This window comes from Leptospira koniambonensis, from assembly GCF_004769555.1.
GTDB lineage: Bacteria > Spirochaetota > Leptospiria > Leptospirales > Leptospiraceae > Leptospira_B > Leptospira_B koniambonensis.
Map to the genome: position 1 here is coordinate 409,108 of NZ_RQFY01000004.1, position 24,359 is coordinate 433,466.

Below are 24,359 nucleotides of genomic sequence, written 5' to 3' on the forward strand. Positions count from 1 at the left end.
TAGTTAGGAGAAATCGTTTGTCCCTAGTACCCTCTATAGCTCTTCTTTGCTCAGCGATATTTTTTTATATTAAATCGGACAGACGAAAGCTCTCTTTAGCCTTCACTTCAATCGCATTCTTAATGGCCTTATGGTCGATATTATTATTCTGCTTAGAATCAGGACTAAATCTTGAATTTAAATTAGTGATAATGGATCTAATACCGATTCCTCCCCTTTTCATTCCTTATTTAGTTAACTATATTATTCGAAACTATTCAAATCCAAATAACTTAACGCCAGTCCCACGTCCTTTTGCGATTGCTCACGTCCTTGCAATTATTGTATTTTCTATATTTTTTGCTTTGGGGATAGAGTCTCCTTTTGCAGTTAATGGATCTTCATTTTATTTTCAAGGAGGATTAATTTATAATCTTTCTATATTCTATATTTATACTGCGCTTGCTTGGGGAATGGGTAGAATTGTTTATAATATGTTCCAAGGGAATTATTTTGAAAAACTTCATTCTATTTATCTTTTCACAGGAATTTTATTTTCCTGTCTCTTCTCCATCGGATTTCTTTTATTCAGCTCTTCTGAAGAATTGATCCATAATTCAATCTTAGCAATTGGATTAATCTTCTTCTTATGGTTTAGTTGGATACCTGTCACAAAATACAAATTATTTAATGTGGACATAGAGGACTTCGGGAAAGATCTCAGAAGTCCTAGAATTTCTTCTGTTGTTATAACTATTAATCGATATCTATTAAATAAGATCGATCCAATCGGATATAAAGAGATCTGCGACAGATACGAAAAATTAAAAGCAGAGGAACTCAAACATATTCATATGTCCGGCATCCAACGCCTTTTATTAGGCAAGGTTTCCCCATCTGAGTATTTAGCAGAAGCCTCAGAGAAGATAACAAAATTATTTTTTCATTAATCTCTATAGCGGAAAGTTTTAGTTCTAACTAATCGTATACTTTTTTTTCTAAGCTCAATAATTGTTTATATGCTAGTTCATAAGAGGAACGAGGTAAATTCATAGTAAGTGAAATTGCAGATCGTATCTCTTTATTTTTCTTTTCTTGCAATAACTTATGACACAAATTGATTATCAGTTCTTTATCGGCAAACTCCAATTTTAAAGATAAATCAATTACCCTTTTCATTTGAACGTCTTCCTTTATTTTTTGCGACTTAACAAGTTCATTCACTTGGTTACCAAAAATTGATAATTGTTCTTCGGCGCTAGCCTGCCAAATCCCCTTGCCAGTCTTAACGTAGATTTTTGATATTCCTAGCTGAATTAGGACCTCATTTAAGACCAATTCCTCTATTCTATCATCGTTTCGTGCCCATCTTTGAAATGTATGCTGGGTAATATTTACTTTTTCGACCGCTCCTTGGATTCCATATTGCTGTACTGCGTATAACAGCCGTTTACCCTCAGATCCTAGGGCACGGGCGGGTTTTAATGCTTCAGGGTCCTTAATTTTCTTCATTTTTGAACCTTACACAAAAAGTACTTTTTGTACTTTTTTTTACTTGATTACGTATATTTTGTATCATTTATGGAACCGGATGAAATCTAATGGTGCGAGCAAATTTTATCAATATTTTTCACTACTGTTGCCTAATTTCAGTTTAGTTAATTATTTTTTGATTTGTTACTATAGGTTTAGAATGCCGGTTCCGGAAAACTAATGTTATAGATTCTTGGACTATTACAATCCTTGTTCTAAATAATTCAACCTTCAAAATTGAATTAGTAAATTATTTTTTCGAAAAATATAAAATCGGCATATTTTAATTCGGTACTGAGAACAAATAATAGGAAAATTATATTTTTTCTGTTATTGATTCAAGTATTCAAATTTTCTAATAGTTTGTCGCACCTCTGATTCCACAAAAATAAACTATAAAGACTGAACTCAGAAAACTCTTAAGAGTAAATAAAGTAGTTTAGGAAAATTTGAAATGGTTACCCGAATGGAAAATAGTTCCTTGATAGAAACCCAAAATATTTCCACAGATCCAGAATTCACACCAGATCAGGATCCCGTATACCAAACAGATAAGGAACCTCAACTACATAAAAAACAAGATGAGTCCAGAGAAAGGATCATACGTTCTGCTCTTAAATTATTTGCAGAAAGAGGATTTTTCGAAACAAGGATCCCTGAAATTTCTGCTCACGCAAAAGTTGGAGTCGGAACAATGTACCGACACTTCCGAAACAAGGATCATTTGTTTAATGAGGCATTTCGGATCTCAGTCCAAGAATTTTCTAAGTTCTTAGATAGATCCATCTCTAAGAACTTATCTCCCAAAGAACAATTTTTCGATTTTTGGAAAGGATTAGGATTATTCTCTCAAGGTAAATTCGACCAATTGATCATGATAGAAAGAAACCTATCTTCTTATATTCTGGATGAAGAAAGCACTAAAGAAGCAGAGACTTTAAAACAAAACATTTCAGAATACTTTGAACCCACTCAGGATGATAAAAACCTAAGACTACTGTATCCTTCTCTCATTTTAGGTTCCTTTACCGGGATCTTACGTTTTCACAGGATCCACGAAAATAACATAGACCCTTCTCTTTTGGAACAATCTGCCGAGATGTTATGGGAAGGATTTTCAAAGGTCCGCCAATCTCCAAATTCTAAAAAGAAAGAAAAAAAGCCCTAAATTCAGAAATGAGATAGTTTTTTTGTCGGAGGTTTATCTCAAATAAGATAAGTAAAATAAGCGTAAAAAACTTATTTACCAAGTAGAAATAGAACTTAGGATAAAATCGTCCTTTTGATATAGTAACGGGATTGGTTTAGGGTTATATGCGAGCTCGATTTTTGATATTTTTAGTCGGATTCGGAATGTTATGCAAACCAATAGATGTGCATAACCCTGCTATTCCATTTTCGGATGCTTGGTGGGAAACCACCTTTGTTCGCTGTATTTTGGGAGAATTGGACGTTTGTCTCCCAGGACCTGTGATTACCGGAAATCTAAGCGCAAAATTCGTAAGCAATAACGCAGGGGCTATTAACTCTTCCGATCTTACTTGGAGATCAGATACCGATGGGCCTTATGATGTCCGGATCGACGCCGGTTCTTGTACAAGCGGGGCAAGTTTAATTACTGGAACCGCTATAGCAAACACAGACAATCTAGCCACAATCGCCGCTAGCATTCTTCCCTTTGGAACAAGTTATGTTCGAGTTTGTGTTACCGATCCTGAAGAAGATGTAACTGGATCTGGGATTTTTCGGATCGTTCGGGATGATACTTATCCTACAACGAGCACAAATCCTGTGGCAGGTGCTTATAATTCTTCTCGAAATGTTTCTATTATTTGTTCAGACACTGGAGGCGCTGGTTGCGATAAGATCTCGTATGTTACTGATACTTCTACCCCAGATATTGACGGAGCAACTGGGACTATCAATGTAGGAACTCAATATTCTACTCCTATCAACGTTCCTGCAAATTCCACTACTTCATTTAAGTACGTTGCAAGAGATAAGGCGGGGAATGTAACCTTAGTTGATAGCGCCGATATATCAGTGGATACTGTGACTCCTACTATCTCCGCTACTAATCCAAGTAACGGTGCGACTGGAGTAGCTCTCGCTCCAGGATCAATCAGTTTAAGTTTTGCAGAACCGATGGACACAACTCTCACCATGTCCATGACTACAGAAATTTATAATGGAACATCTTGGGTAACTATTCCAAATAACAATACTATATTCGATTGGCAGGATTCCCAAACTTTAGTCATTACGATCAGCTGGACATACTTTCCGGAAGATTCGCAAATTCGTTGGACTATTCCTTCTAGTTCCTTGCAAGACTTAGCAGGAAATGGTGTCTCACAACAAGCCTCTTTTACTACCATAACCGGTGCTGCAATCACGGGAGCCCAGACATATTCCGGCCCAACTGCACATGGAACTTATACGGCAGATATTACTACTACGGATACTTCTACAGGTTTAGTTTGGAAAACTTGTTGGGAAGGAAGAATGGGGCCTGGTTGTGCTACTGGTTCAGCCACAAATTCTTCTTGGGCGGACGCGGTAGACGGATGCGCCTACTTAAATTACATCCATGGTCCTGGAATAGGATATGCAGATCGAGAAAACTGGAGACTTCCCAGAGCTGAAGAATTATATTCTTTAGTGGAAGGAGGTGCCGATCCATACATAAATACTACTGCATTCCCAAATCCGGTATCTCCAGCAACTTGGACATCATCCAGAGGTATTGCAGGTTCTCCACTGGAGCAATTCGGGAGAACAGTTGTATTCATGTACGGAATTTTAAATGAATTCGATAAGAGCCTAAGTTATGCGTTACACTGCGTAAGCGATTGATCTTACTTCGCTAGTAAACTAGGATGATATCCTTCCGGAGTTTCGTATCCCATAATATCGAGGATCGTAGCTGCAACATTCGCAAGTCCAGGGTCCTGTAGATCTGTTCTTAATTTGATCTTGCTTTCTGGATCCAAAACACTGAAAGGAACAGGATTTAAGGTATGAGAAGTTTTAGGAACAGGTTTGCCTTCTTTGTCCTTCTCCAAATTTCCTTTTTTGTCTAGTTGGTACATCTCGTCCGCGTTTCCGTGGTCTGCACTCACCAATAGAACTACATTATTTTTTTTGCATGCTTCTGCAAGACGGGCCATACATCCATCTAGGAATTCCATTGCCTCGACAGTAGCCTTGTAATTTCCAGTGTGACCTACCATATCTCCATTTGGAAAATTGATCCTATAGAAATCGGAATGGTTCTCTCCTAAAACTTTTTCAAGTTCTGCTGTGATTGCCTGTGCCTTCATCTCAGGAGTTTGGTCGAATGGGATTACATCGGAAGGAATTTCCTTATATTCTTCACTCTTGGAATCAAACTTACCAGAACGATTTCCATTCCAGAAGAATGTTACGTGTCCATATTTCTGTGTTTCGGATAATGCGTATTGGCCAATCCCGGATTTAGCCATATACTCACCTAAGGTACGATCAATCGCAGGTGGGCTCACTAAAAAACGTTCAGGTAATTGTAAATCTCCGTCGTATTGCATCATCCCTGCGTAACATACTTCCGGAAAATTTCCTCTATCGAATTTGTCGAAATTTTTCTGAGTGAATGCTTGGGAAATCTCGATTGCTCTATCTCCTCTGAAATTTGTAAATACTACTGAGTCCCCGCTTAGAATTTTTCCTAGAGGTTTTCCAGATTCTTCTACTACGAAACTAGGGAGATACTGATCAATTACTGCTGGATCTTCTTTTCTAAATGTTTCGATCGCAGTTTTTGCATCCGGAAAGGTTCTACCTTCTCCATGAACATGGATTTTCCATCCTCTTTCTACCATGGACCAGTCAGCTTCGTAACGATCCATAGTGATCGTCATTCTTCCGCCGCCAGATGCGATTTTTATATCGGCACCTTTAGATCTGAATGTGGTCAGCCATTCTTCAAAAGGATTCAAATATTCTAAAGCAGACTTTTCAGACACGTCCCTTCCATCTAAAAGAATATGCAATCTGATCCTTGGGACCTTCTCCTTTACCGCCGCCTCAATCAAAGATTTTGTATGATCGATATGTGCATGAACATTTCCATCGGAGAAAAGACCGATAAGATGCAAAGTGGAATTTTTTGTTTTAGTATTTTCTATAATTTCCTTCCAAGCTTTTCCTTCGAATAACAATCCTTTGGCGATAGAGTTATTGACTAACTTAGCTCCCTGATCGAAAATACGCCCGCAGCCTAGTACATTATGACCTACTTCGGAATTTCCCATGTCCTCGTCTGAAGGCATACCAACAGCGGTTCCATGTGCTTTTAATAGTATGGTGGGAGATTCTTTCCAAAGTTTATTTAGAAAAGGAAGATTGGCACCTGCAATCGCGTTCCCGAATTCGGGTCCTTTAGGAGTATAACCTACGCCATCTAAAATTACGAATAATAGCTTTTTGGGAGAGAAGGGAGTCTTTTTCTTCAGTTGCATTCTATTCCAGGAAAGCCCTTCCCCATGCTTCGTCAAGAGGATTCAGATAAGGACTCGGTATTACATCCTTCGGCCTATGCAGGTTTTATCGAAAAAGAAGCAAGATTTAGGTTTTTCGGTGGAAGCGTTTAGAATGCATTATATGATGGTTTTGAATATCCTCAGGGATACCTATATCTTTACTCAGTTGCTTCTCCGCAACTATATGCTAAATTCTTAATATTTAATTATTTATAGACAAAGATGAACGCAAAAGGTCCCAAACCCTTAGATCCGAACACTGGCAACGTAGCCGTTCCTAACTTCTTAAAAGTTAAGAAGTTAAACGAAGTAGTGAGTTACTACATGAACGACAAGATAACTCACTCTGTCTATAAAGCCATTTCTGCGGCGACATCTTTCAAGAATGTTAAAAAAAGACAATTATTCGAACCTCATCATAAAGTTCCGGAAGTTGGAGAGTTGGGTCCTAAAGACATTGACCTTCATTTAAAACGTCTGCTGGAAGACGGCACAGTTTCTCAACTTGCATATTTGATTAGCGACAGTACGGAGAAACAACCGGAAGCACTTCCTTGTTACGCTTCTTTTCCTGAACCGGAATCTTTAGATCTAAGTAGGATCTATCTGGAACTTTTGGATTATTCTGTTTCTGCTCTTTTAAATTATCTGGATCGAAAATCGGAAACAAGCAAAACTCTACTTTGGGAAAATTTAGAATCTGATCTTGAATGGGGAGCCAGGAAAGAATCTCCTTTCCCACAATTATTTTTATATTTAAGACAAACATTTCATAATGAACATTTTCGAATTCCACCAAACCCAGAGTTTGTTAAAGATTTTTTATTCGAATTAGAGGACGATCTTCACAAAAAAGGAAGAGTTATAGATGTTCCCGGATATGGATTATTCGGGATCAAAAATTCCAAAGAAGCAGTCCAGATCATGGATAACGTAGATGATTTCATTCAATCAAAAGGAACAAAACAATTACGCCATGTTCTGATGGACGAATTCCAAAAGACCGCTATGGAAGAGAAATTATATTATTCTAATACTTCCAATCCTGAAACTACAAAATTCAAAACAGATAGGGCAGAAGCTTTCGCGAGAGCTTTACCTGGCAGTCCAAGTCCTGGAACTCCCGGAATGTTAAGTGTTGTTTTGATCCGTAGCCTTGCTGACCTTGCAGAAAAAGAACTTCATAAACAATCTTCTGAAAGAGATCGAAATAGATTCCATGATATTAAAAGGAATCTTCTCTCTGAATCCGGTTCTTGGGAAAGGAAAGTCCTATTAGTTCCTGACAAAGAATTCAAATCTTATCCGGAAGAATTAAAAAGAATGTTGATAGATGATCTGGAGATCGGTTATTCCACTTGGGAAACAAAAACCACTACCATACATGCATTCTTTCATAAAAACGCAAATAGTGTCAGACAGATCATTCTGAGTTTGGGGGCGGCTACAAACGTAGAAACTTGGAAAATTCTATGTATCAGACAACTTGTAGAATCCAACGAACCTCAGATCAAATCGATATTCAGAGAGCCAGATCTAGTTAAGGCTTACGGTAAAGTATTAAGAAAAGGTTATTTAGATTATTTCCCTTGGTATTATGCTATTTTAGATCTTTTAGGGATTGGAAGAATATTCCAAGATGTATTCTTCGCCCAAGCAAAAGAAAAGATTAAAGGCCAACAAAACCAACTTAAAGCCAGAAACCACGAAAATTCTAAAAAAGAAGAACAAGCAAAGATCCAGGAAAAGATCAAAGAAGAAGAAAAGATCCGCTCTGCGGAACAGAAGTCTAAAATTTCTTCTGCAATGGATGAGTTTTATTTCAAACGAAGCGTTCCACCTACAGCATCTGAGATACAAGGAAATGTGGGCGAATTCGCTGCAGACCTATATTACCAAATCTTAGATCGGGAAAATTTCGTTTTTATCTCTTGGGATAAAGGAAAGGAAAAAATGGACCAGATCCTTTGTTATCCTGCAAACGAATCTTTCAGAAATAAAGCTAGAGAATTACATAGAATCCTATCCGAAAGGATGGAAGTCCTACAAAACAAAGTAAGGACCGCAGAAGAAGAAGATACCCGAAATAGGATCTCAAAAGTGATTAAACATGTGGATGATTGGTTTGCATCTCACAAATCTTCCGCAGACAAATCAACTCCTCAAAAAGGGAAAATGGATTCGGATGATCCTTATGAATCCTTCCGGAAGGAAATTGATAAATTAAGGAAAGTGGATAAACCCTAAAAAATCTGTTTTTTCTAAAAAAGTGAGCAAAAACTCGCAATTTGGTTTGTGATTTCTAAGAAGAAACCAAGCAAACCCGGAACTATGAATTCGCATCCAAAGATCCCTTTCAGACTTCTCCCGATCGTATCGTTATTTTCCTTATTCTCTTTTTGCAATCAGGCAAACCCGATCAATTTGGACGGCAGCAGCAGTGCTGCCGGCGTTCTTTTGAATGTTGTTATTCCGAATATCATCGGAGCAGAGATAGTTCCAGAAGGCCTTCCGCAACTTTCTTCTCAGGCAATGTTTGATGCTGGAGATACTTACATAGATCTAAATTTTTCCGAAACAAGCACAGTGGACGAAAATTTTAGTATGACAGTCGAAAGCTATACAACAGTGTATGAGCCCCATTTTATCGGGTACAATACATTCACTCTTCCTGCAAATACGAACACATATTCGATTGGTTTTTCTTTAGAAGCAGATGATGACAACTGTTTGGATAATGCAGCAAGCAAGTTCAGTTTCAAAATTACGAAAGATTCAACTGGAGATAGTTTCGTTTATGATGTAAACGTAAAGGATGGAGATTATTGCATTTTTGCGTCTTCTGCCAAAACCCCTGCTCAATTAGGCGGGCTCGGTGCGATGGACAATCATTGCAAAAACTTAGCTAGTGCAAAAGGACTTCCCAGAAATCCTGCAAATTATAAAGCAATGGTAGGTGCTCTTTCCGCAACCTATGGTGATAGGAATCCGGGAGAATCATTATCATCTACTTCCTTCTTCAGAAACAATAAAAGATACGTTCGCAAGCAAGGGAATGGAACTTGGGTAAAAGTTTTTTCCATCTATGGCGCTTGGCCTCCAAGTTCAGATTTTGACAATCCACTGATCGATTCAGGACAATATTGGACTGGAATGCATTCAGCCTGGGGAAGAATGGACAATAATTCTTGTCTGAACGGCTCCGAAAGTTGGACAAATTCGAGCGGTTCCTCAAGCGGAAACCTAGGCACTTCGAGTGTAGTAACCGGGGATGCGGCCTATATGACACTTTCCAGCTGCGATTCTCCGTTGTCCCTGCCGTTTATTTGCGTTTATTCCCCAGATTAAATCAAAAAATCGTTCAATTTTTTTCCTGCCCGACTGTTTTCTTACTTTAAGGGGTATTATCCTCTGAGACTGGACGGGTGCGAATATGAAAGGATCTAAATCATTAAGGGCGGCTTTCATTCTATTATGTCTTACTCTATGGGTTTCCAAGTGTAATAACGCAGAATCCACTGCCCTGGACGGAAGTAAGCCCAGTCTAGCTGGCGCGATTACAATCGATCCGACTATTTTTTGGAATTTATTCGTTACCCTTCCCCCCTATCCTATAGAGCCCCTTTTGAACGAGGGAGAAACTACTCTTTCTGTAGATGAAAACGATGCGGCTGATATTATGTTCGCAATCCAGAACCCACCTACTGACGGAAGCACTATCCGATTCAAATTTTATAAAAGTGATACTATTACCTTTGTAACGGACTATAACCCAGATCAAGGGGGTTACCAGAATTATCTTACTGTTGATTTCGGACCCGATCCTCAAAATTCAAACTTCGATTATAAAAGCGGATTTCAGATCAATTCACTGGAAGACGAGAACTGTTTGAATAATTATTATGATCTTGTTGCAGTAGATGTATCCTCAGGTTTATCCCAAACTTTCAAAGTAAAAGTAAACGACTCTGATAAATGTATCTTCGTAGCCACGAATAACGGAGCAGGTTACGCAGGAAACTTTGCTAAAAAAGCGATTGATAATACAACTTTTGCAGGTCCAGTAGAAGTTGCTGATGATATCTGTAGTTCTAATATTCCTGATGGTGTGAACAAGGACGTGAATTATAAGGCTATGATTGCAGTGAGTTATAGCCCAAGCGGTAACCTTAGAAACCCATCTACCGATTGGGTATTCAGCAGCTTCCGTAAATACTATAGCCAGGGCGGCAAAAAGTTAGCATACTCTTTCAGTTCTGGTACTACAATCGGATTTGCAAATGCAGCTCAGTGGACAAATTCTCTAGGAACTTCAGGTAAAATTTGGACAGGATTTAGTTCCATAGATTGGACTACTGATACTCCTACTGTGACTCAATGCGCAGGCTTGGCTCCTTCAGGAGCACCTTACTCTTCCTGGTATTCTGCGACAGCAACTGGAACCCAAGGAGTTCTTTCCGCAGTGGATGGAGACTCAATTGCAGAAATGACGAATACAGATCCGGCTGTGGTGATCCCAACATTATGTTCTCAAAAACGTAATATCGTTTGTGTCGGACAATAGCTTATTAGTGATCCAATAATTAGCAATACCGCTTAAAACAAAAAACCCGGGTCACTTTGCGGTGATCCGGGTTTTTCTATTTTGAGCAGAAGTTATCTCCTAATCCAAAATAACTTATTTCCAATCCAATCCTTAATAACGGATCTCGTATTTAAGCTCTCCATTCCAGCCTAAACCATTTCCTCCAACAGTCATAGGCTGGTAAGAAGGAGCAAAGCTGAATCTAAAACCGGAGCTTGGTCCTTCTGCAATTCCTTGCTCAGCTTTTACTCCTAAATAATAGGAATAGAAGAGCTGCAATCCATACGCAATCCCAAACAGGTATTGGTAATTATTGGATTCTCCCGCAAGATTTTGGTAATGATTGAAGGCACCCTTGTTCACCAAAAAGGCTCCAATCAAACGTTCTGCTGTATTTGCAGGTAAGGAAAGGACAGGATCGTTCAAAGCAAATATGAAATAATTTCTTGCATTCTCTTCATAAGCCTTTTTGGCATCACCAAAGTCATTCTGGGCCTTAACAGCAAGGTAGGTTGCCCCTAAAACTGCTACAAATGCCATAGAAGCCTTAAATTTTTTGTCTGCCTTCCAAATCCCCCAACCTGGAACTACAGCTGATCTAAGCGAATAATCCCAGCGAGGCTTTTGGTACCATCTCTGGACTGTTAGTTCTTCCTCTATTTTTTTAGGTTCTTCTTTAGGTTTAACAGGATCCTTTTTCACTTCCTGCTTAGGGGTGTCTTTTAAGTTCAATTCAGCGATCTCTGTTTTTGGAACGGTTAGAACCTTTCCATCCACTTCGATCTGAACTTCCGTACGGGTTTGGTTTACCACTTTCCCTTGTATCACCTTTCCGTTTTTTAAGGTTAGGCTAGAACCAAAAACGGAGTGGGAAACAATTAGGAAACAAATTGCAAAAAGCCAACGATAAGGCATAATCTATCTTAAATCCCTTCGTTTAGGATTACAGACACTAAAATTGTCTGCCTATAACCGTTTTAAAACTGATTGCTTTCTACAAGAAAAAACCGAATTTACTTGAAAAAAGACCAATAGAAAAAAATTTCTATTCTACCGTGTCTGAAACCTTGTTTTTCGAAAAACTATACAATAAAAACAAGGATCACTTGTTTTCATTTATTCGGCGCTCTGTCCAAGATGAATCCACAGCTTTGGATCTATTGCAGGACACCTTTTTGAACTTCTTTAAACATTATTCCGGCAAGGAATTACCGGATGAACAGGTTTCCAGGATGATCTTATTTAGGATCTCCAGAAACTTAATGATCAACCATGGAAAGTCTTATTATCAAAAGAACGTTGCTCTCGTTGGTGAGGAAACTTCTTCTTTATTCGGCTCCAAAGGCCAGGGTCCTGAAAGTCAGGTCCTTGACGAGATGGAAGCCCAAAACCTCGGAAAGATCTTAAACGAATTATTAAGCACATTACCGGAAGAACAAAAGACTGCAATTGAGTTACGTTATTCCCAAGGTTGCAAATTGGAAGAGATAGCCTCCGTATTGGACTTATCCGTGTCCGGAGTTTCCAGGCTTCTGGAAAGAGCAGAAAAGCAGCTTCTACAAGAGGGAAAGAAGAGAGGCATCCAACCTTCTTCTTTTCTAAAATCCTAGGATTTTCGCAAAAATATGTATTTCGAACAATCGATTCATTTCGTCAAAAAAGCCATCCTCATTCAAAAAAATGAGCAAGGTACCAGTCTTCAGTTTGTTGATCCAACTGAGCGGGCAGGACAATGTGAACAGGCCCGGAACTAAAGGATACGGTAAAGAGGATGGAAAGAATGAACCCTGAATTCCAAACATTCGCAGAGCTCCTCAAAAAGTCTCTACCGGATTCTAAGGCACCGGACTTCGATCCAAAATGGATCGGCATGTCGCCTCGCTTCTCTGTGGAGGCAAATATCATGCAATCTCCTACTAAGGACAATGTAGTTCAACTGAGCGGCTCCAAAAATAAAGTATGGTACTTAGCTGCGGCAGCAATCTTATTCGTAGGACTTGGGGCCGGGACTTATTTCACTATTTTCAAAAAAGAAGCCGCACCTGTAGCCGAAGGCACATTGCTTAAAGCGGCAGTCGTATTCGTTAAAGGCGAAGCAAAAAATGTAAAAGAAGCTCCCATAGCATTACATTTAGGTGATATACTTAGCGAAGGCGATAAGATCGTAACTGGCAAAGGTGGATCGGTCGATATCGGTCTAACTGATTCCAGTGTGATCCGCTTAAAAGAAAACTCTGAGTTAGTTCTTAAAAGTTTAAGACAAACTGACTCTTCTCAAATCAGAATTTCCCTGATGTCAGGTAAGATCCTGAACTTAGTTGAGAAAGAAAAGAAAAACGCAAACTACTTCGTAGATACCCCTACTGTGGTGGCGGCGGTCCGAGGAACTTCTTTCGAAGTTAATGCTTCTGATAAAGAATCCTCCGTCTTTGTGGTCGAAGGTGCAGTCGAAGTAACTCCTTTGATCCATGACAAGACTGAAAAAGCTTTAATCACCGGCGGAATGATCATCGTGACAAACGAAAGAGTCATTGTGATCGAAGATACAAAACGTGCTCAAGCAGAATCTCCTGAATACGGCGACATGCGTAAGAACTTGAGCGGTCTTGACAAAGAAGTTTTAGCAACCACTCAAAACTTAAAAACTGCTAAGACCGAGCAAGAGCTTGAAGAACTTTATGATAAGAGTATCGAACATATTATCATGAAAGATGGTCGCGATATCAAAGGTGTTGTGGTTTCTCAGAAGAAAGGAAAACTGATCGTTCAAACCCTAAAAGGATCTTATATCCTGGATGAGAACTCAGTAGAAAAGATCATCTATTAAGAAATATTAATAGATAGGTCCTAAGATCGAACCCGGGTTAATCCCGGGTTTTTTATATCTTATAGCCCGCCGGACAGATCCTTATACGGACCATTCGCCTAATTTTTTATCTAGGGAGAAGGACCCAGCTCCTCTGAATAAAAGAGAGAGTGCCGCAGATACCGCGAGAATATGGTATTCGAAACCTTCTCCGCCTTTGTCCCCGAACCAATTCATAAAGAAGCCGTATTCTCTATGAGTGAAACCTGCTACTGTTAACGTGATTGCAAGTCCCAAAGCCCAGAATCTGGTCAGAAATCCGAATACAAAACAGATGGTTCCAACGAATTCAAAACCAATAACCAAAACTCCTAAGACATAAGGAGCACCGAAGGTTTCTGTAAAATAATCCATTGCTGTGTAAAACCCCGAACCTTCGAACCAACCCAATGCTTTTTGGGCTCCATGCGGGAAGATACAAATCGCAAGGCCCAATCTTAGAAATATAGGCCCGAAACCTTCTTTCGTTTGAAATAAATTATATAACATGCCGAATCTGCATTCTATAGAACTCAAATCCGGACATATTTCCATTCTAATTTATCTGGCCGAGACTAGAAGCTGGCTTACAGGGCAAAATAGGTTGTCGAAAGGGGTATTTCCGTAAATTTTGGCAATACGAACGCATCGGAAGGTACCTATGTCTGAAGAGACAGCCGAAAAGAAGAACAAAAAAATCAACAAGATGAGCGCCGGAGAGCTTGACCAAGCTCTGAAAGACGCAGTCGAGAAGATGAACGGGGAAACGAGCAAGTACGTACAACATCTTAAAGCGAGAAAAGAAGAACTCGCAAATAAGAAGTAAGCACTACTTTCAAAACCCACAAAACCCTCCGCGGACTCGTGCGGAGGGACCTCAATATCTCCAGGAACCATGCTACAATTCATCGATATCAAGCACCGGTTCGGTAGCTCCACACTTTTCGAAAACTTCTCCTGGCATATTAAGCCGGGCTCCAAGATTGCCTTAGTCGGACCAAATGGTTCGGGCAAATCCACCTTATTCAAAATGGCTGTAGGAGAACTAAATCCTGAAGAAGGTTTAGTAAGCCGCTCCAAACATACAGAGATCTCTTTATTCCAACAGATCCCCGATTTTAATTTTGAAGCTAGGGTAATCGATACTGCACTTTCTAAACATAAACATTATAATGAATATATAAAGCGTGCAGAGGACATTCATGCAAGAATGGACCGCACGGATCATGATTCTCCAGAATTCACAGCATTATTAGAAGAACAAAGCTCTCTAGAAGAATACGCATTTACTTACGGTGTCCATGAATTGGAAGCCCAAGCAAAAAAGATCATTGGTGGTTTAGGTTTTTCTAATGATCAAATGGAGAAGAAGGTAAAAGAATTTTCTCCTGGTTACCAGCATAGACTTGGGCTTGCAATTGCGATTTTGAATCCAGGAAACCTTCTTCTTTTGGATGAGCCAACCAACCACTTGGATCATGCATCTAAGGCATGGCTTGCAGAATATTTAGTAGATACGAATCGTTCTTTTGTTCTGGTAACACACGATCCTGAGTTTTTGAATGCGACTACTGAGACGATCGCAGAATTAAATCCGTCCGGTGTTCTGGAATTTAAAGGAACCCTAGAAGATTATTTCGAACATAAAAACGAACTTTTAGATAAGTTAAGACTTCAATTCAAAAAAGAAGAAGCATACTTAAAGAAAAGGACTGAGTGGATAGAACGTTTCCGTTCCAAGGCTACAAAAGCAAAAGCAGTCCAAAGTGTTATCAAAAGATTAGAAAAAAGAGATAAGGTAGAAGAGCCTGAGGATTCTTTCTGGAATTCCAAAACAGAATACAGGTTCAATTATACGCCTTGTGGTAATCTTTCTTTTAGAATAGAGAACGCCTCCTTTGCTTACGAAAAAGGGGGGAAGAATATTTTTTCAAACGCAGAACTTCATGTTTCTAATGGGGATAAAATTGCGATCATAGGCCCGAATGGTGCAGGTAAATCCACCTTTTTAAGAAACATATTAGGAATTCATAAATTATCCGAAGGTTCTGTCACTTTCGGACCCAAAACAAAGATCGGCTACTTCTCCCAAAACCATCATGAACATTTGGATCCTGAAAAAAATCTTTTAGAAACGATTCTTTCTGTATATCCAGATCTTCCGGATGTCGAAGCTAGAAAACTATTAGGTTATTTTTCTTTTAGCGATGATAGAGTTTTCAAAAAAGTGGGACTTCTTTCCGGAGGAGAGCAGAGCAGATTAAGATTGGCTCTATTAGTTAGATTCTCTTCTAATACTTTATTTTTGGATGAGCCCACAAACCATTTGGACTTGGTAGTAAGAGATAATTTGAAACGTGCACTCCAAGAATATCCTGGAGCAGTTTTGGTTATCTCTCACGATCCTGATTTTTTAAAGGATCTGTGCACAAGGACCGTTTCAGTTTCCAACGGAAAAGTAAAAGATCTAAATACCAGCTTCTCTGATTATCTAAAATTCCCTCCGGAAGAATTAGAAGCAGAAGGCGGTTTTACAGTCAAAGCTCCGGCCGAAAACGCTAGTACAGAGAACAAGAGCAGATCCCAGAAGAACGCTGATAAAAATCGGGTTAAAAAAATACAAAAAGAAATAGAACAAATCGAAGCTAAGATCGCTCTATTAGAAAAGAATAAATCCAACTCAGAGGAACTTCTCGCAGATCCGGAGTTTTATAAAAAGCGCAGTTATCAAATGGAATTAGACACTTATAACGAGACCAAAAAAGAGATCTCTAAGTTGACTGAAACCTGGGAAAAATTGCAAATCGAGATGGAAGAACTTACTTCCGTAGTATAAATTGATCCATAAGGAGACTGAATGAATCCGAAAGAATTAAAAAACAGATTAGATGCCAGAAAATCAGGAAGTGATGATTTTTACCTTCTGGATGTACGTAACCCGAACGAACAAGAGATTAGCACTATTGATGGAACAGATCTTTTGATCCCTGTTGCTGAATTACCTGGTCGCCTTGGAGAATTGGATTCTTGGAAATCTTCCGGAAAAGAAATTATAGTATATTGCCGTTCCGGAGCAAGATCTGCAAATGCCTGCGGAGTTTTAAAATCCACAGGATTTTCCAAAGTATTTAATTTAGAAGGCGGGATCCTTTTATATTCTGACGAAGTGGACCCAACTCTAGCTAAATATTAAGAATTTATCATTTACTTAGATAAAAACTTAGAGATAGCCGGAAGAACCATATCCGGCTTTTCTATATGAGGAAGATGTCCAGCATCCTTCACTAAAATAAATTCAGCGTTTAAAAGTTCCTTCACATACTCCCCTTTTTCCAAAGGAGTAGTATGGTCCTGATCTCCCCAAAAAACCAATACTTGCTTTTTGGTTAAGGCCAACTTTTCGAATTCAGGTTTAGGATCGAAAGAAATAATATTTCGGATCGTAGAAAGAATAGCTCTTCTAAAACCTTTAAAGCTAAGTTGGGTCTCATACTTCTCCACCCAGCCGCTCGGAACCTTAGAAGGATCTACAAAATCAGCAGAGATCCCTTTGGGTAAAGAAGGAATATAAACAACAGAGTTTAAATATTCCCCAACCAAAGGAACAGTCAGAGGAAATGTATTTGTCTTTGAAGTAAACGGATCTACTAAGATTACTTTTTTGATCTGATCAGGATGTTTAGAAACGTAATGAGCAACTATAGGACCTCCCATAGAAAGCCCCATTATATCAAAAGATCCAGTTATATGCAGAAAATTTAATAGATCAGAGATCTGAGTGGTAAACAGGTCCAGATTATAAATTGTATCCGGTCTGTCAGAATATCCTCTACCATACAGATCAAAACGTAAAACTCGGAAACCCGCATCCGTCAGTGATTTTTGAACTGGATCCCAGATAAAATAGGGAGTAGAAAATCCGTGAACTAAAACTACAAGATTTCCTTTTTCGGGTCCTAACAATTCGTAATGAGTCCAGCCCAAAGGAAGTTCTGCAAATTGTCCGGAAACTCCGGATCGAATTGATTCGTTTAATTCGATTTTTTCTCTAGAGCGTACGAATGGTAAAGCGGTAAGTACGATGAGTACAATTACCGCTAAGCCGAGGAGATATTTCTTTTTCATTCTTTATCTAAAAGAATTTTACGGAAAAATAAAAAGCCTTCGTCGAGAGGATCGCCGATCCCTCTTTTTTTCAACATTCCAGTCATGTCCAAAACAATGATCCCGTACATCCAGGAATACATTGTTCTTGCGAGAGAAGGATAATCTTCTTCTTTGATCTTGAATTCTCCCGATCTAACGCCCGCTCGGATAGTTTCCAAAAATACGCGGTAACTGGTTGGAAGTTTAGGGAACGCTTTTCTGTGCATATGTCCATGAACAGTGTTGAACATTACCTTATGAAGCTCTTGGTTATTCCCAGAAAAATCATAATAAGCCCTTGCGATCAGGGTCAATTTTTCGTAAGAGTTTTTTCCATTCAGTCTAGAAGCTCTCAGAGTTTCGGTTAACTGAGCTTCTCCCTGGGAAATGATTATTTTGATGATATCTTGTTGGCTTTTGAAGTGAGAATAAGGACTTGCAACGCTGCAATCCAACTTCTCGGCGATCCTTCTCATGGAAAGCCCATCAATTCCCTCTTCGTTCAATATATCCAAAGCCGCCTGGACGATGGATTCTTTATTTAAACTATTTCTAGTGCGCCTTCTTGGACGCGGAGCAGCTACTGCAGTCATAATTTTTGCCTACAGGACGATCGAAAGCCGAGAACGGCTCGAATATCGTCCCCATTGTCCAGTTATCCCAAAAATGGGCAGGATGTTCAAGAGTTTCCTTTTCAAATTAGGGGATTTTCCTAGTATAGGATACAAAAAAGATAGAAACGGACCCCTAGAATGAAAGCAACCGCCTCTTCCAAGGTTAAACCAAAGACCAAAGCCTCAAAAACTACACAACAATCACCCAAAAAAGCCACAAACGCTAAGAGCAGAACCCAATCCTCTAAGAGACATTTTCCAGCTCCTTGGTCGTTAACAGGAGAAGGATTCCTTTTTCCCCTATTCGGTAGGAAGTCCTACAATTCTGAAATGGCATTTTTAGATGAAGAAGATCGTAAGTCCTACAAAGGAGGACTCGGTTCCTTGATGTTAGTGAATTACGAAAGATCTGATGTAGGACCTTATCACGAACTTTTATACATCCCTGGAAATTTCGAACACAAGAACACAAATTATAAAAGGATCACTCGCATTTTTGTATCCAGCCAAACTTCTGTAGATGAAGGAATTCGTAACTGGGCAATTCCAAAAGAAAGAGCAGACTTCGTTTGGAAAAAAGAAGGTTCAGTGACTAAGATAGAAGTTTCCAGAGATGGAAAAACTTTTTTCAAAATTAAGATCCGTACATTAGGTTTTAATTTTCCTGTAAGCACTTCTATCCTTCCCTATGTACTTTTACAAAAAGCAGAAGATGGATCCAAACTAAGCACAGCATTTATAGGCTCCGGCAAAGGAAAATTTGCAAGGATAGAATCCGTTTGGTCTGATGAAACAATCTTTCCGGACTTTATCAAAGGTGGAGGAATGAAAACTGGAGTAGGAGCTTCTCCTTTTCATCTCACCTTCCCTATTGCAGAAAATGTAGAATAAGCTGAATATTCGAATTTAATAAAATACTCTTTATAAAAATCCTCGAGGAGTGTGCTATGAAGAAATTCCGTTTAGCGATTGTTCTTCCTTTTTTGTTTTTATTCTTTTCCGGGTCTGCATTTTCCGGAACTGCTAAGCCTCAGATTAAAGATTTTAATTTTGAGGTTGGAATGTCCAAAGTAGACATCACTGGACCTTCAACAGGGATCATGTTTTGGGGTTATGCGCAAGAAGGACAAAAGGGAGAAGGTATACATCTCCGACAATTTGCAAGAGCCTTGGTCATCAAAGATCCTAAAACAGGAAAAGTATTAGCCTACGTGACTGCAGAATTAGGCGGAGTTCCCCATGAAGTCCAAAGAGATGTAGCAGCCAGATTGAAGAAGGAGGTAGATCCTAATTTCAATTTAGCAAATGTTCTTCTGAACGCTTCTCATACCCATAGCGCTCCTGCAGGATTTTTTCACTATATTCAAAATTCAATATATACTACTAAGTTTTTTCCTGAATATTATTCAGTAATCACAAACGGTATTTTTCAGGCAATCAAAGAGGCTTATTCTAAAAGGGAAATAGCTCAGTTATTGATCGGAACTGCGACTGTAGAAGGGGCTGGAGTGAATCGTTCTTTAGTAGCTTACCAAGCAAATCCTAAGGAAGAAAGAGATAAGTATAATTCAGATACAGATAGAACGATGATCCAAATCTCTGTGAATACCAGAAGAGGAGTGATCGGGATTGTGAACTGGTTCGGGGTGCATACAACAAGTATGACCTTCGACAATCATTTGGTATCTACAGATAATAAAGGATACGCTTCTTATCTTTCGGAATTTGAGGCTGCAAAAAGAGGACAAAAAGATTTTATCGCAATCTTTGCTCAGGCAAACGAAGGAGATGTAACTCCAAATCTAAATCTGAACAATACCGGCCCCGGAAAGGATATGTTTGAGAGCACAAAGATCATTGGAGAAAGACAATATCTTGCGAGTTCTAAGATCTTAAATGATGATAATCTGAGAGCATTACCTTCAGGCCTTAACTATACACAGTCTTTTATAGATATGCCGAACTCAATTGTTCGTAAGGAATTTTCAGAAACAGGAAAGGACGAAAGAACTTGTTTGTCTGCTTACGGATATGCTTTAGCTGCAGGTTCTACGGAAGAAGGTGGAGGACATTGGCTTTTCCACGAAGGAATGAAAGACGAGGATAGAAAATTCTATATTGATTGGTTGGCAGCAAGATTACTGCAAGCTCCAAGTGATGAATTGAGAATCTGCCAAAAACCTAAAGCGATCCTATTCCCAATGGGAGAAACAAAACCAGATCCTTCTCTTTCTCAAATTTTACCCTTAGGTCTTGCTACAATCGGCGATTTTGCCTTGATCGTTTCACCTAACGAGGTTACTACGATGTCCAGCAGAAGGATGAAAGAAACAGTAAAAAAAGTTTTAGGAACTAAGATCAAAGAAATCGCTCTTTCAGGACTGACCAACGATTTCGCGGGATATATCACTACTAAGGAGGAATATTCTACCCAACAATACGAAGGTGGCCACACTCTTCACGGACCTTTTAGTTTAGATCTTTTTAGACAAGAATATTACAGACTTGCAAATGATCTTTTGCAGAACAAGACAAGCACTCAAGGACCTTTCCCTAAGGATCTGAGCACAACTGTTGTAGGCACTGATGTTCCTCATAGAGATAAGATCTCTTCTTTCGAACCTAAAATCAAAACTCCGAATGAGAGTATTGCAAAGATAGGAGAATCCGTTTCTTGTGAAGTGAGTTCCGTAAATCCGAACATCTCTTATCCAAAACAAAAATCCTATTTTGATGTGGAGAAGAAAGAAGGAGATAAATGGATCACTGCTTATGCGGATGCAAGCTGGGCCACTAAATTTTATTATAAAAAATCATTCTTACCTTTGTTTGATGATAAGATCCTACTAGTTTGGGAAACAGATAAGAATGATGTACCTGGAGTTTATAGGCTAAAACATTCTTCCTTCTATATTAATAAAGAAGGAAAAGAAGTCCCATTCTCCATTGATTGCCCCGAATTCGAATTAAAATAGTATGACTCGGAAACGGCGTAAATTGGAATGGTAGTACACCGTATTGATCTGCAGTTAATGACTGCGTAATATTTAATATTTTTAGGACTGGAAAAATGGAAGAAGCAGTTTTATTAGACGGAATCCGCACCCCTTTCGGAAATTTCGGCGGAACATTAAAAGATGTAAGCGCAGTTGATTTAGGAGTATTAGTTTCTAAATCATTGTTGGAAAGAACAGGAGTTAATCCTTCCGATATAGGTGAGTCTATTTTCGGAAACGTGGTCCCTACTGGAAAAGAAGCTATCTACTTAGCGAGACATATAGGACTCAAAACCGGATTACCTATCACAGTTCCAGCTTTGACCTTGAACAGACTTTGCGGTTCCGGAATGGAAGCAATCATACAAGCAGCTAAAAAAATCTACTTAGGAGAATCAGAAGCGGTTCTTGCAGGTGGATCCGAATCCATGAGTAATGCACCTTATGTTGTACGTAACGCTAGATGGGGAGTTAAATACGGTTCTGCTGAATTCGAAGATTCATTAGAGCAAGGATTAACTGACCAATACGTTGGACTCATCATGGGCGCTACTGCAGAAAATCTTGCAGACCAATACAAGATCAGCAGAGCAGAACAAGACGAATGGGCTGGAATTTCCCAAACCAGAGCGGAAAAAGCAACGGTAGAAGGTAGACTAAAAGAAGAAATCCTTCCTGTAACTGTTGGCGGAAAAAAACCAGTTACATTAGAAAAAGATGAATTTATAAAAGGTGCTGCTTCTATCGAAAAACTTGCAGGACTAAGACCTGCATTTAGAGAAGGTGGAACAGTTACTGCAGGAAACGCATCCGGTCTGAATGACGGAGCTGCTGCAACTATCATTACTTCTGCTTCTTACGCTAAGAAGATTGGTAAAAAACCTTTAGCGATCATCAGAGGATACGGACATGCTGGATGTGATCCTGCAAAAATGGGGATCGGACCTGCGTTAGCAATTCCAATCGCTCTTAAAAAAGCTGGCTTAAAACTTTCAGACATGAGCCTTGTAGAAGTAAACGAAGCGTTTGCTGCTCAGTATCTTGCAGTTCAAAAAGAATTAGGCCTAAATCCTGAGATCACAAACGTAAACGGCGGAGCAGTTGCGATCGGGCATCCGCTCGGAGCAAGTGGCGCAAGAGTAGCCATCACTTTAGCTTACGAACTTAGAAGAAGAAAGGCAAAATACGGAGTCGCTTCTCTTTGTATCGGTGGTGGACAAGGGATCGCCCTTATTTTGGAAAACCCGGAAGCATAACGAAAAAAGACTAGGTCCCGCTTGGTTTGCAGGACCTAGTCCAGTTCTCACTTTCCTAGTTTACGCTTTTATAATCTATTTTCCAATTCGAATGCTTCTGCCAAAAGTTCGTAAGAACGAACCCTGTCTTTAAAATCATAAGTGATCGTAGAAACCACTACTTCATCAATCCCGTATTCGTCTGTCAGATCTAAAATCCTTTCTTTAACTGTATTAGGTGTTCCTACAATCATTCGTCCGCGATTATGCAATAACCTGACTCTTTCCATATCAGAATATACATAAGGTTTAATTTCTTCGTAAGAAAGTATACCCTCGCTAATTCCTTTTTCAATATTTAAAAGTTGCCTGTCCATTACAGCCTGTAGCTCTTCCGCCTTCTCCTTTGTTTCTGCGCATAACACAAATATGCCTACGCTCGCATGAGGAATTGGAAGTGCTTCAGAAGGTTGGAATCTATCTTTGTAAGCTTGGATGCTCGCATATCCTCCAGTTGGATTGATAAACTGAGCGAAAGATAGAGCCATTCCAAAATGAGCCGCAATCAAAGCGCTTTCTCCACTGGAAGTTAAGATCCAAAGTTCAGGACAGGTTTCTGCGACAGGGATTGCTTTTACCTTCTCTTGAATAGAATCAGGTTCTGCATTGTCCGTCAAAAAATCTCGCAAATCCATCAATTGTTGGATAAAATCATTTTGAACAAAACTATTAGATGGATTTAATATAGCAGCTGTTAGTCGATCTCCGCCAGGTGCTCTACCAAGTCCAAGATCTATTCTTCCTGGAAACAAAGTCTCGAGCATTCTAAAGTTTTCGGCTACTTTGAGAGAGCTATGATTCGGGAGCATGATGCCGCCGGAACCCATACGGATCCCTTTCGTTTCGCCAGCAAGATGAGAGATCAAAACTTCAGGAGAAGACCCAGCCAGTCCCAAAATATTATGATGTTCTGAAACCCAATATCTGTGATAACCCAACCTATCAGTAAGTTTTGCAAGTTCGATAGTCTCCTGAACTGCTTGGGATGCGGTCCCACCTTTACGAATTGGAGATTGATCTAAAACACTTAATCGGATCATATTAGAATGCAGACTTTACCACTCCTCCATCTACTCGGAGAGCAGCACCATTTGTTGCGGAAGAAAGTGGAGAAGAAAGATATACCGCGAGATTTGCGATTTCTTCTACTGTTGCGAATCTTTGTAAAAGAGAAGTAGGCCTTGCGTTTTTGAAAAATTCTTTTTCTACAGTTGCGGTGGAAACGTTTTGTTGTTTAGCTAGATCTTCTAAAAATCCCTCGACACCTTCCGAACGAGTTGGTCCCGGTAGAATAGAATTTACAGTTACATTAGTTCCCTTTGTGAGTTCTGCAATTCCTCTGCCTAAAGAGATCTGAGCACTTTTTGTAACTCCATAATGGATCATTTCATTTGGGATCTGTATTCCAGATTCACTGGATATAAATAAGATCCTTCCCCAGTTCTTTTTAAGCATAGAAGGTAAATAAGCTCTGGAAAGTCTGACCCCGCTTAGAACATTCACTTCGAAAAAACGGATCCAATCTTCGTCCGGAATATCTACAAAATCTTTGGGTTCGAAAATACCAACATTATTTACGAGAATATCTACATTAGAAAATTTTGATACGATTTTGTTTACTTCTTCCTTACTGGAAAAATCCGCTTCCACTCCAAGAAGATTTGCTTTGGGGACTTTTTGCTGGATGGTAGAGATTGCCTCTTCTACTCTTGTCTTGGTCCTTCCGTTTACGATGACCTGTGCTCCTTCTGCCGCAAGGCCTGTGGCGATTGCGAGCCCAATTCCTGCGGTTGATCCTGTGACTAATGCGATTTTATCTTTGAGTTGGGTATCCATGTATTGTTTT

22 protein-coding genes are annotated in these 24,359 nt (G+C 39.4%); 14 read left to right on the forward strand and 8 right to left on the reverse strand.

Annotated features, from left to right (window positions below; genetic code table 11):
- Nucleotides 1-17: 17 nt before the first annotated feature.
- A complete protein-coding gene (locus EHQ52_RS05905; RefSeq protein WP_135614320.1) occupies nt 18-929 on the forward strand; it encodes a hypothetical protein in 912 nt (303 codons plus the stop codon).
- A gap of 28 nt (nt 930-957) precedes the next feature.
- Here EHQ52_RS05905 and EHQ52_RS20235 read toward each other — a convergent pair whose 3' ends face one another.
- On the reverse strand, nt 958-1,491 hold the full coding sequence (locus EHQ52_RS20235; RefSeq protein ID WP_244244806.1) for a hypothetical protein: 534 nt from the start codon (nt 1,489-1,491) through the stop codon (nt 958-960).
- A 487-nt stretch (nt 1,492-1,978) separates the two neighbouring features.
- Between EHQ52_RS20235 and EHQ52_RS05915 the strand changes: the two genes are divergently transcribed.
- Together EHQ52_RS05915 and EHQ52_RS05920 are read left to right on the forward strand one after the other, a co-directional pair.
- Nucleotides 1,979-2,680, forward strand: coding sequence for a TetR/AcrR family transcriptional regulator (locus EHQ52_RS05915; RefSeq protein WP_244244807.1), 702 nt, complete (start codon nt 1,979-1,981; stop codon nt 2,678-2,680).
- 146 nt (nt 2,681-2,826) lie between these two features.
- The gene (locus EHQ52_RS05920) at nt 2,827-4,368 is read left to right on the forward strand and encodes an Lcl domain-containing protein (protein ID WP_135614322.1); all 1,542 of its coding nucleotides are present in this window, start codon (nt 2,827-2,829) and stop codon (nt 4,366-4,368) included.
- Nucleotides 4,369-4,370: 2 nt separating this feature from the next.
- Here EHQ52_RS05920 and gpmI read toward each other — a convergent pair whose 3' ends face one another.
- Complete coding sequence (gene gpmI, locus EHQ52_RS05925) at nt 4,371-6,011, reverse strand: 2,3-bisphosphoglycerate-independent phosphoglycerate mutase (RefSeq protein ID WP_135614323.1); 1,641 nt, start codon at nt 6,009-6,011, stop codon at nt 4,371-4,373.
- A gap of 243 nt (nt 6,012-6,254) precedes the next feature.
- On the opposite strand from gpmI, the gene EHQ52_RS05930 reads away from it, so the two are divergent.
- The 3 genes from EHQ52_RS05930 to EHQ52_RS05940 all read left to right on the forward strand — a co-directional run bounded on the left by EHQ52_RS05930 (nt 6,255) and on the right by EHQ52_RS05940 (nt 10,596).
- Nucleotides 6,255-8,279 (forward strand): hypothetical protein, encoded by a 2,025-nt coding sequence (locus EHQ52_RS05930; RefSeq protein WP_135614324.1) that lies wholly within the window; start codon nt 6,255-6,257, stop codon nt 8,277-8,279.
- Between the two features lie 84 nt (nt 8,280-8,363).
- Entirely contained in the window at nt 8,364-9,380 is a 1,017-nt protein-coding gene (locus tag EHQ52_RS05935) for a DUF1554 domain-containing protein (RefSeq protein WP_135614325.1), read from the forward strand.
- A gap of 85 nt (nt 9,381-9,465) precedes the next feature.
- Complete coding sequence (locus EHQ52_RS05940) at nt 9,466-10,596, forward strand: DUF1554 domain-containing protein (protein WP_135614326.1); 1,131 nt, start codon at nt 9,466-9,468, stop codon at nt 10,594-10,596.
- A 132-nt stretch (nt 10,597-10,728) separates the two neighbouring features.
- On the opposite strand, the gene EHQ52_RS05945 is transcribed toward EHQ52_RS05940, so the two are convergent.
- Nucleotides 10,729-11,532, reverse strand: coding sequence for an LA_0442/LA_0875 N-terminal domain-containing protein (locus EHQ52_RS05945; protein ID WP_135614327.1), 804 nt, complete (start codon nt 11,530-11,532; stop codon nt 10,729-10,731).
- Nucleotides 11,533-11,672: 140 nt separating this feature from the next.
- Here EHQ52_RS05945 and EHQ52_RS05950 point away from each other — a divergent pair, with 140 nt between their 5' ends.
- Together EHQ52_RS05950 and EHQ52_RS05955 are read left to right on the forward strand one after the other, a co-directional pair.
- On the forward strand, nt 11,673-12,227 hold the full coding sequence (locus tag EHQ52_RS05950; protein WP_425269379.1) for an RNA polymerase sigma factor: 555 nt from the start codon (nt 11,673-11,675) through the stop codon (nt 12,225-12,227).
- A 161-nt stretch (nt 12,228-12,388) separates the two neighbouring features.
- A complete protein-coding gene (locus EHQ52_RS05955; RefSeq protein ID WP_135614328.1) occupies nt 12,389-13,444 on the forward strand; it encodes a FecR family protein in 1,056 nt (351 codons plus the stop codon).
- A gap of 81 nt (nt 13,445-13,525) precedes the next feature.
- On the opposite strand, the gene EHQ52_RS05960 is transcribed toward EHQ52_RS05955, so the two are convergent.
- A complete protein-coding gene (locus EHQ52_RS05960; RefSeq protein ID WP_135614329.1) occupies nt 13,526-13,972 on the reverse strand; it encodes a DoxX family protein in 447 nt (148 codons plus the stop codon).
- 151 nt (nt 13,973-14,123) lie between these two features.
- On the opposite strand from EHQ52_RS05960, the gene EHQ52_RS20050 reads away from it, so the two are divergent.
- The 3 genes from EHQ52_RS20050 to EHQ52_RS05970 all read left to right on the forward strand — a co-directional run bounded on the left by EHQ52_RS20050 (nt 14,124) and on the right by EHQ52_RS05970 (nt 16,655).
- Nucleotides 14,124-14,288, forward strand: a complete 165-nt coding sequence (locus EHQ52_RS20050; RefSeq protein WP_165780203.1) for a hypothetical protein — start codon at nt 14,124-14,126, stop codon at nt 14,286-14,288.
- Between the two features lie 69 nt (nt 14,289-14,357).
- Nucleotides 14,358-16,298 carry an ABC-F family ATP-binding cassette domain-containing protein gene (locus EHQ52_RS05965; RefSeq protein WP_135614330.1) on the forward strand — a complete coding sequence of 647 codons (1,941 nt, stop codon included), beginning with the start codon at nt 14,358-14,360 and terminating at the stop codon, nt 16,296-16,298.
- A gap of 21 nt (nt 16,299-16,319) precedes the next feature.
- Nucleotides 16,320-16,655 carry a rhodanese-like domain-containing protein gene (locus EHQ52_RS05970; protein WP_135614331.1) on the forward strand — a complete coding sequence of 112 codons (336 nt, stop codon included), beginning with the start codon at nt 16,320-16,322 and terminating at the stop codon, nt 16,653-16,655.
- Between the two features lie 11 nt (nt 16,656-16,666).
- On the opposite strand, the gene EHQ52_RS05975 is transcribed toward EHQ52_RS05970, so the two are convergent.
- Together EHQ52_RS05975 and EHQ52_RS05980 are read right to left on the reverse strand one after the other, a co-directional pair.
- Nucleotides 16,667-17,587 (reverse strand): alpha/beta fold hydrolase, encoded by a 921-nt coding sequence (locus EHQ52_RS05975; RefSeq protein WP_135614332.1) that lies wholly within the window; start codon nt 17,585-17,587, stop codon nt 16,667-16,669.
- Nucleotides 17,584-18,201 carry a TetR/AcrR family transcriptional regulator gene (locus EHQ52_RS05980; protein WP_020769708.1) on the reverse strand — a complete coding sequence of 206 codons (618 nt, stop codon included), beginning with the start codon at nt 18,199-18,201 and terminating at the stop codon, nt 17,584-17,586. Before EHQ52_RS05980 ends, EHQ52_RS05975 begins: the two co-directional genes overlap by 4 nt.
- 159 nt (nt 18,202-18,360) lie before the next feature.
- Here EHQ52_RS05980 and EHQ52_RS05985 point away from each other — a divergent pair, with 159 nt between their 5' ends.
- The 3 genes from EHQ52_RS05985 (at nt 18,361) to EHQ52_RS05995 (ending at nt 22,474) form a co-directional block, all read left to right on the forward strand.
- On the forward strand, nt 18,361-19,113 hold the full coding sequence (locus EHQ52_RS05985) for an acetoacetate decarboxylase family protein (RefSeq protein ID WP_135614333.1): 753 nt from the start codon (nt 18,361-18,363) through the stop codon (nt 19,111-19,113).
- Nucleotides 19,114-19,169: 56 nt separating this feature from the next.
- On the forward strand, nt 19,170-21,197 hold the full coding sequence (locus EHQ52_RS05990) for a neutral/alkaline non-lysosomal ceramidase N-terminal domain-containing protein (protein WP_135614334.1): 2,028 nt from the start codon (nt 19,170-19,172) through the stop codon (nt 21,195-21,197).
- Nucleotides 21,198-21,292: 95 nt separating this feature from the next.
- On the forward strand, nt 21,293-22,474 hold the full coding sequence (locus EHQ52_RS05995) for an acetyl-CoA C-acetyltransferase (protein WP_135614335.1): 1,182 nt from the start codon (nt 21,293-21,295) through the stop codon (nt 22,472-22,474).
- Nucleotides 22,475-22,542: 68 nt separating this feature from the next.
- On the opposite strand, the gene EHQ52_RS06000 is transcribed toward EHQ52_RS05995, so the two are convergent.
- Both EHQ52_RS06000 and EHQ52_RS06005 read right to left on the reverse strand, forming a co-directional pair.
- Nucleotides 22,543-23,553: an LLM class flavin-dependent oxidoreductase gene (locus EHQ52_RS06000; RefSeq protein ID WP_135614336.1), complete on the reverse strand. Its 1,011-nt coding sequence runs from the start codon at nt 23,551-23,553 to the stop codon at nt 22,543-22,545.
- A 1-nt stretch (nt 23,554) separates the two neighbouring features.
- Nucleotides 23,555-24,349 carry an SDR family NAD(P)-dependent oxidoreductase gene (locus EHQ52_RS06005; protein ID WP_135614337.1) on the reverse strand — a complete coding sequence of 265 codons (795 nt, stop codon included), beginning with the start codon at nt 24,347-24,349 and terminating at the stop codon, nt 23,555-23,557.
- Nucleotides 24,350-24,359 lie beyond the last annotated feature (10 nt).

Bases quoted from the DNA above. Each gene is read 5' to 3' on its own strand.
- EHQ52_RS20235 (WP_244244806.1), bottom strand. From the start codon at position 1,491: ATGAAGAAAATTAAGGACCCTGAAGCATTAAAACCCGCCCGTGCCCTA.
- EHQ52_RS05915 (WP_244244807.1), top strand. From the start codon at position 1,979: ATGGAAAATAGTTCCTTGATAGAAACCCAAAATATTTCCACAGATCCA.
- EHQ52_RS05920 (WP_135614322.1), top strand. From the start codon at position 2,827: ATGCGAGCTCGATTTTTGATATTTTTAGTCGGATTCGGAATGTTATGC.
- gpmI (WP_135614323.1), bottom strand. From the start codon at position 6,011: ATGCAACTGAAGAAAAAGACTCCCTTCTCTCCCAAAAAGCTATTATTC.
- EHQ52_RS05930 (WP_135614324.1), top strand. From the start codon at position 6,255: ATGAACGCAAAAGGTCCCAAACCCTTAGATCCGAACACTGGCAACGTA.
- EHQ52_RS05935 (WP_135614325.1), top strand. From the start codon at position 8,364: ATGAATTCGCATCCAAAGATCCCTTTCAGACTTCTCCCGATCGTATCG.
- EHQ52_RS05940 (WP_135614326.1), top strand. From the start codon at position 9,466: ATGAAAGGATCTAAATCATTAAGGGCGGCTTTCATTCTATTATGTCTT.
- EHQ52_RS05945 (WP_135614327.1), bottom strand. From the start codon at position 11,532: ATGCCTTATCGTTGGCTTTTTGCAATTTGTTTCCTAATTGTTTCCCAC.
- EHQ52_RS05955 (WP_135614328.1), top strand. From the start codon at position 12,389: ATGGAAAGAATGAACCCTGAATTCCAAACATTCGCAGAGCTCCTCAAA.
- EHQ52_RS05960 (WP_135614329.1), bottom strand. From the start codon at position 13,972: ATGTTATATAATTTATTTCAAACGAAAGAAGGTTTCGGGCCTATATTT.
- EHQ52_RS20050 (WP_165780203.1), top strand. From the start codon at position 14,124: ATGTCTGAAGAGACAGCCGAAAAGAAGAACAAAAAAATCAACAAGATG.
- EHQ52_RS05965 (WP_135614330.1), top strand. From the start codon at position 14,358: ATGCTACAATTCATCGATATCAAGCACCGGTTCGGTAGCTCCACACTT.
- EHQ52_RS05970 (WP_135614331.1), top strand. From the start codon at position 16,320: ATGAATCCGAAAGAATTAAAAAACAGATTAGATGCCAGAAAATCAGGA.
- EHQ52_RS05975 (WP_135614332.1), bottom strand. From the start codon at position 17,587: ATGAAAAAGAAATATCTCCTCGGCTTAGCGGTAATTGTACTCATCGTA.
- EHQ52_RS05980 (WP_020769708.1), bottom strand. From the start codon at position 18,201: ATGACTGCAGTAGCTGCTCCGCGTCCAAGAAGGCGCACTAGAAATAGT.
- EHQ52_RS05985 (WP_135614333.1), top strand. From the start codon at position 18,361: ATGAAAGCAACCGCCTCTTCCAAGGTTAAACCAAAGACCAAAGCCTCA.
- EHQ52_RS05990 (WP_135614334.1), top strand. From the start codon at position 19,170: ATGAAGAAATTCCGTTTAGCGATTGTTCTTCCTTTTTTGTTTTTATTC.
- EHQ52_RS05995 (WP_135614335.1), top strand. From the start codon at position 21,293: ATGGAAGAAGCAGTTTTATTAGACGGAATCCGCACCCCTTTCGGAAAT.
- EHQ52_RS06000 (WP_135614336.1), bottom strand. From the start codon at position 23,553: ATGATCCGATTAAGTGTTTTAGATCAATCTCCAATTCGTAAAGGTGGG.
- EHQ52_RS06005 (WP_135614337.1), bottom strand. From the start codon at position 24,349: ATGGATACCCAACTCAAAGATAAAATCGCATTAGTCACAGGATCAACC.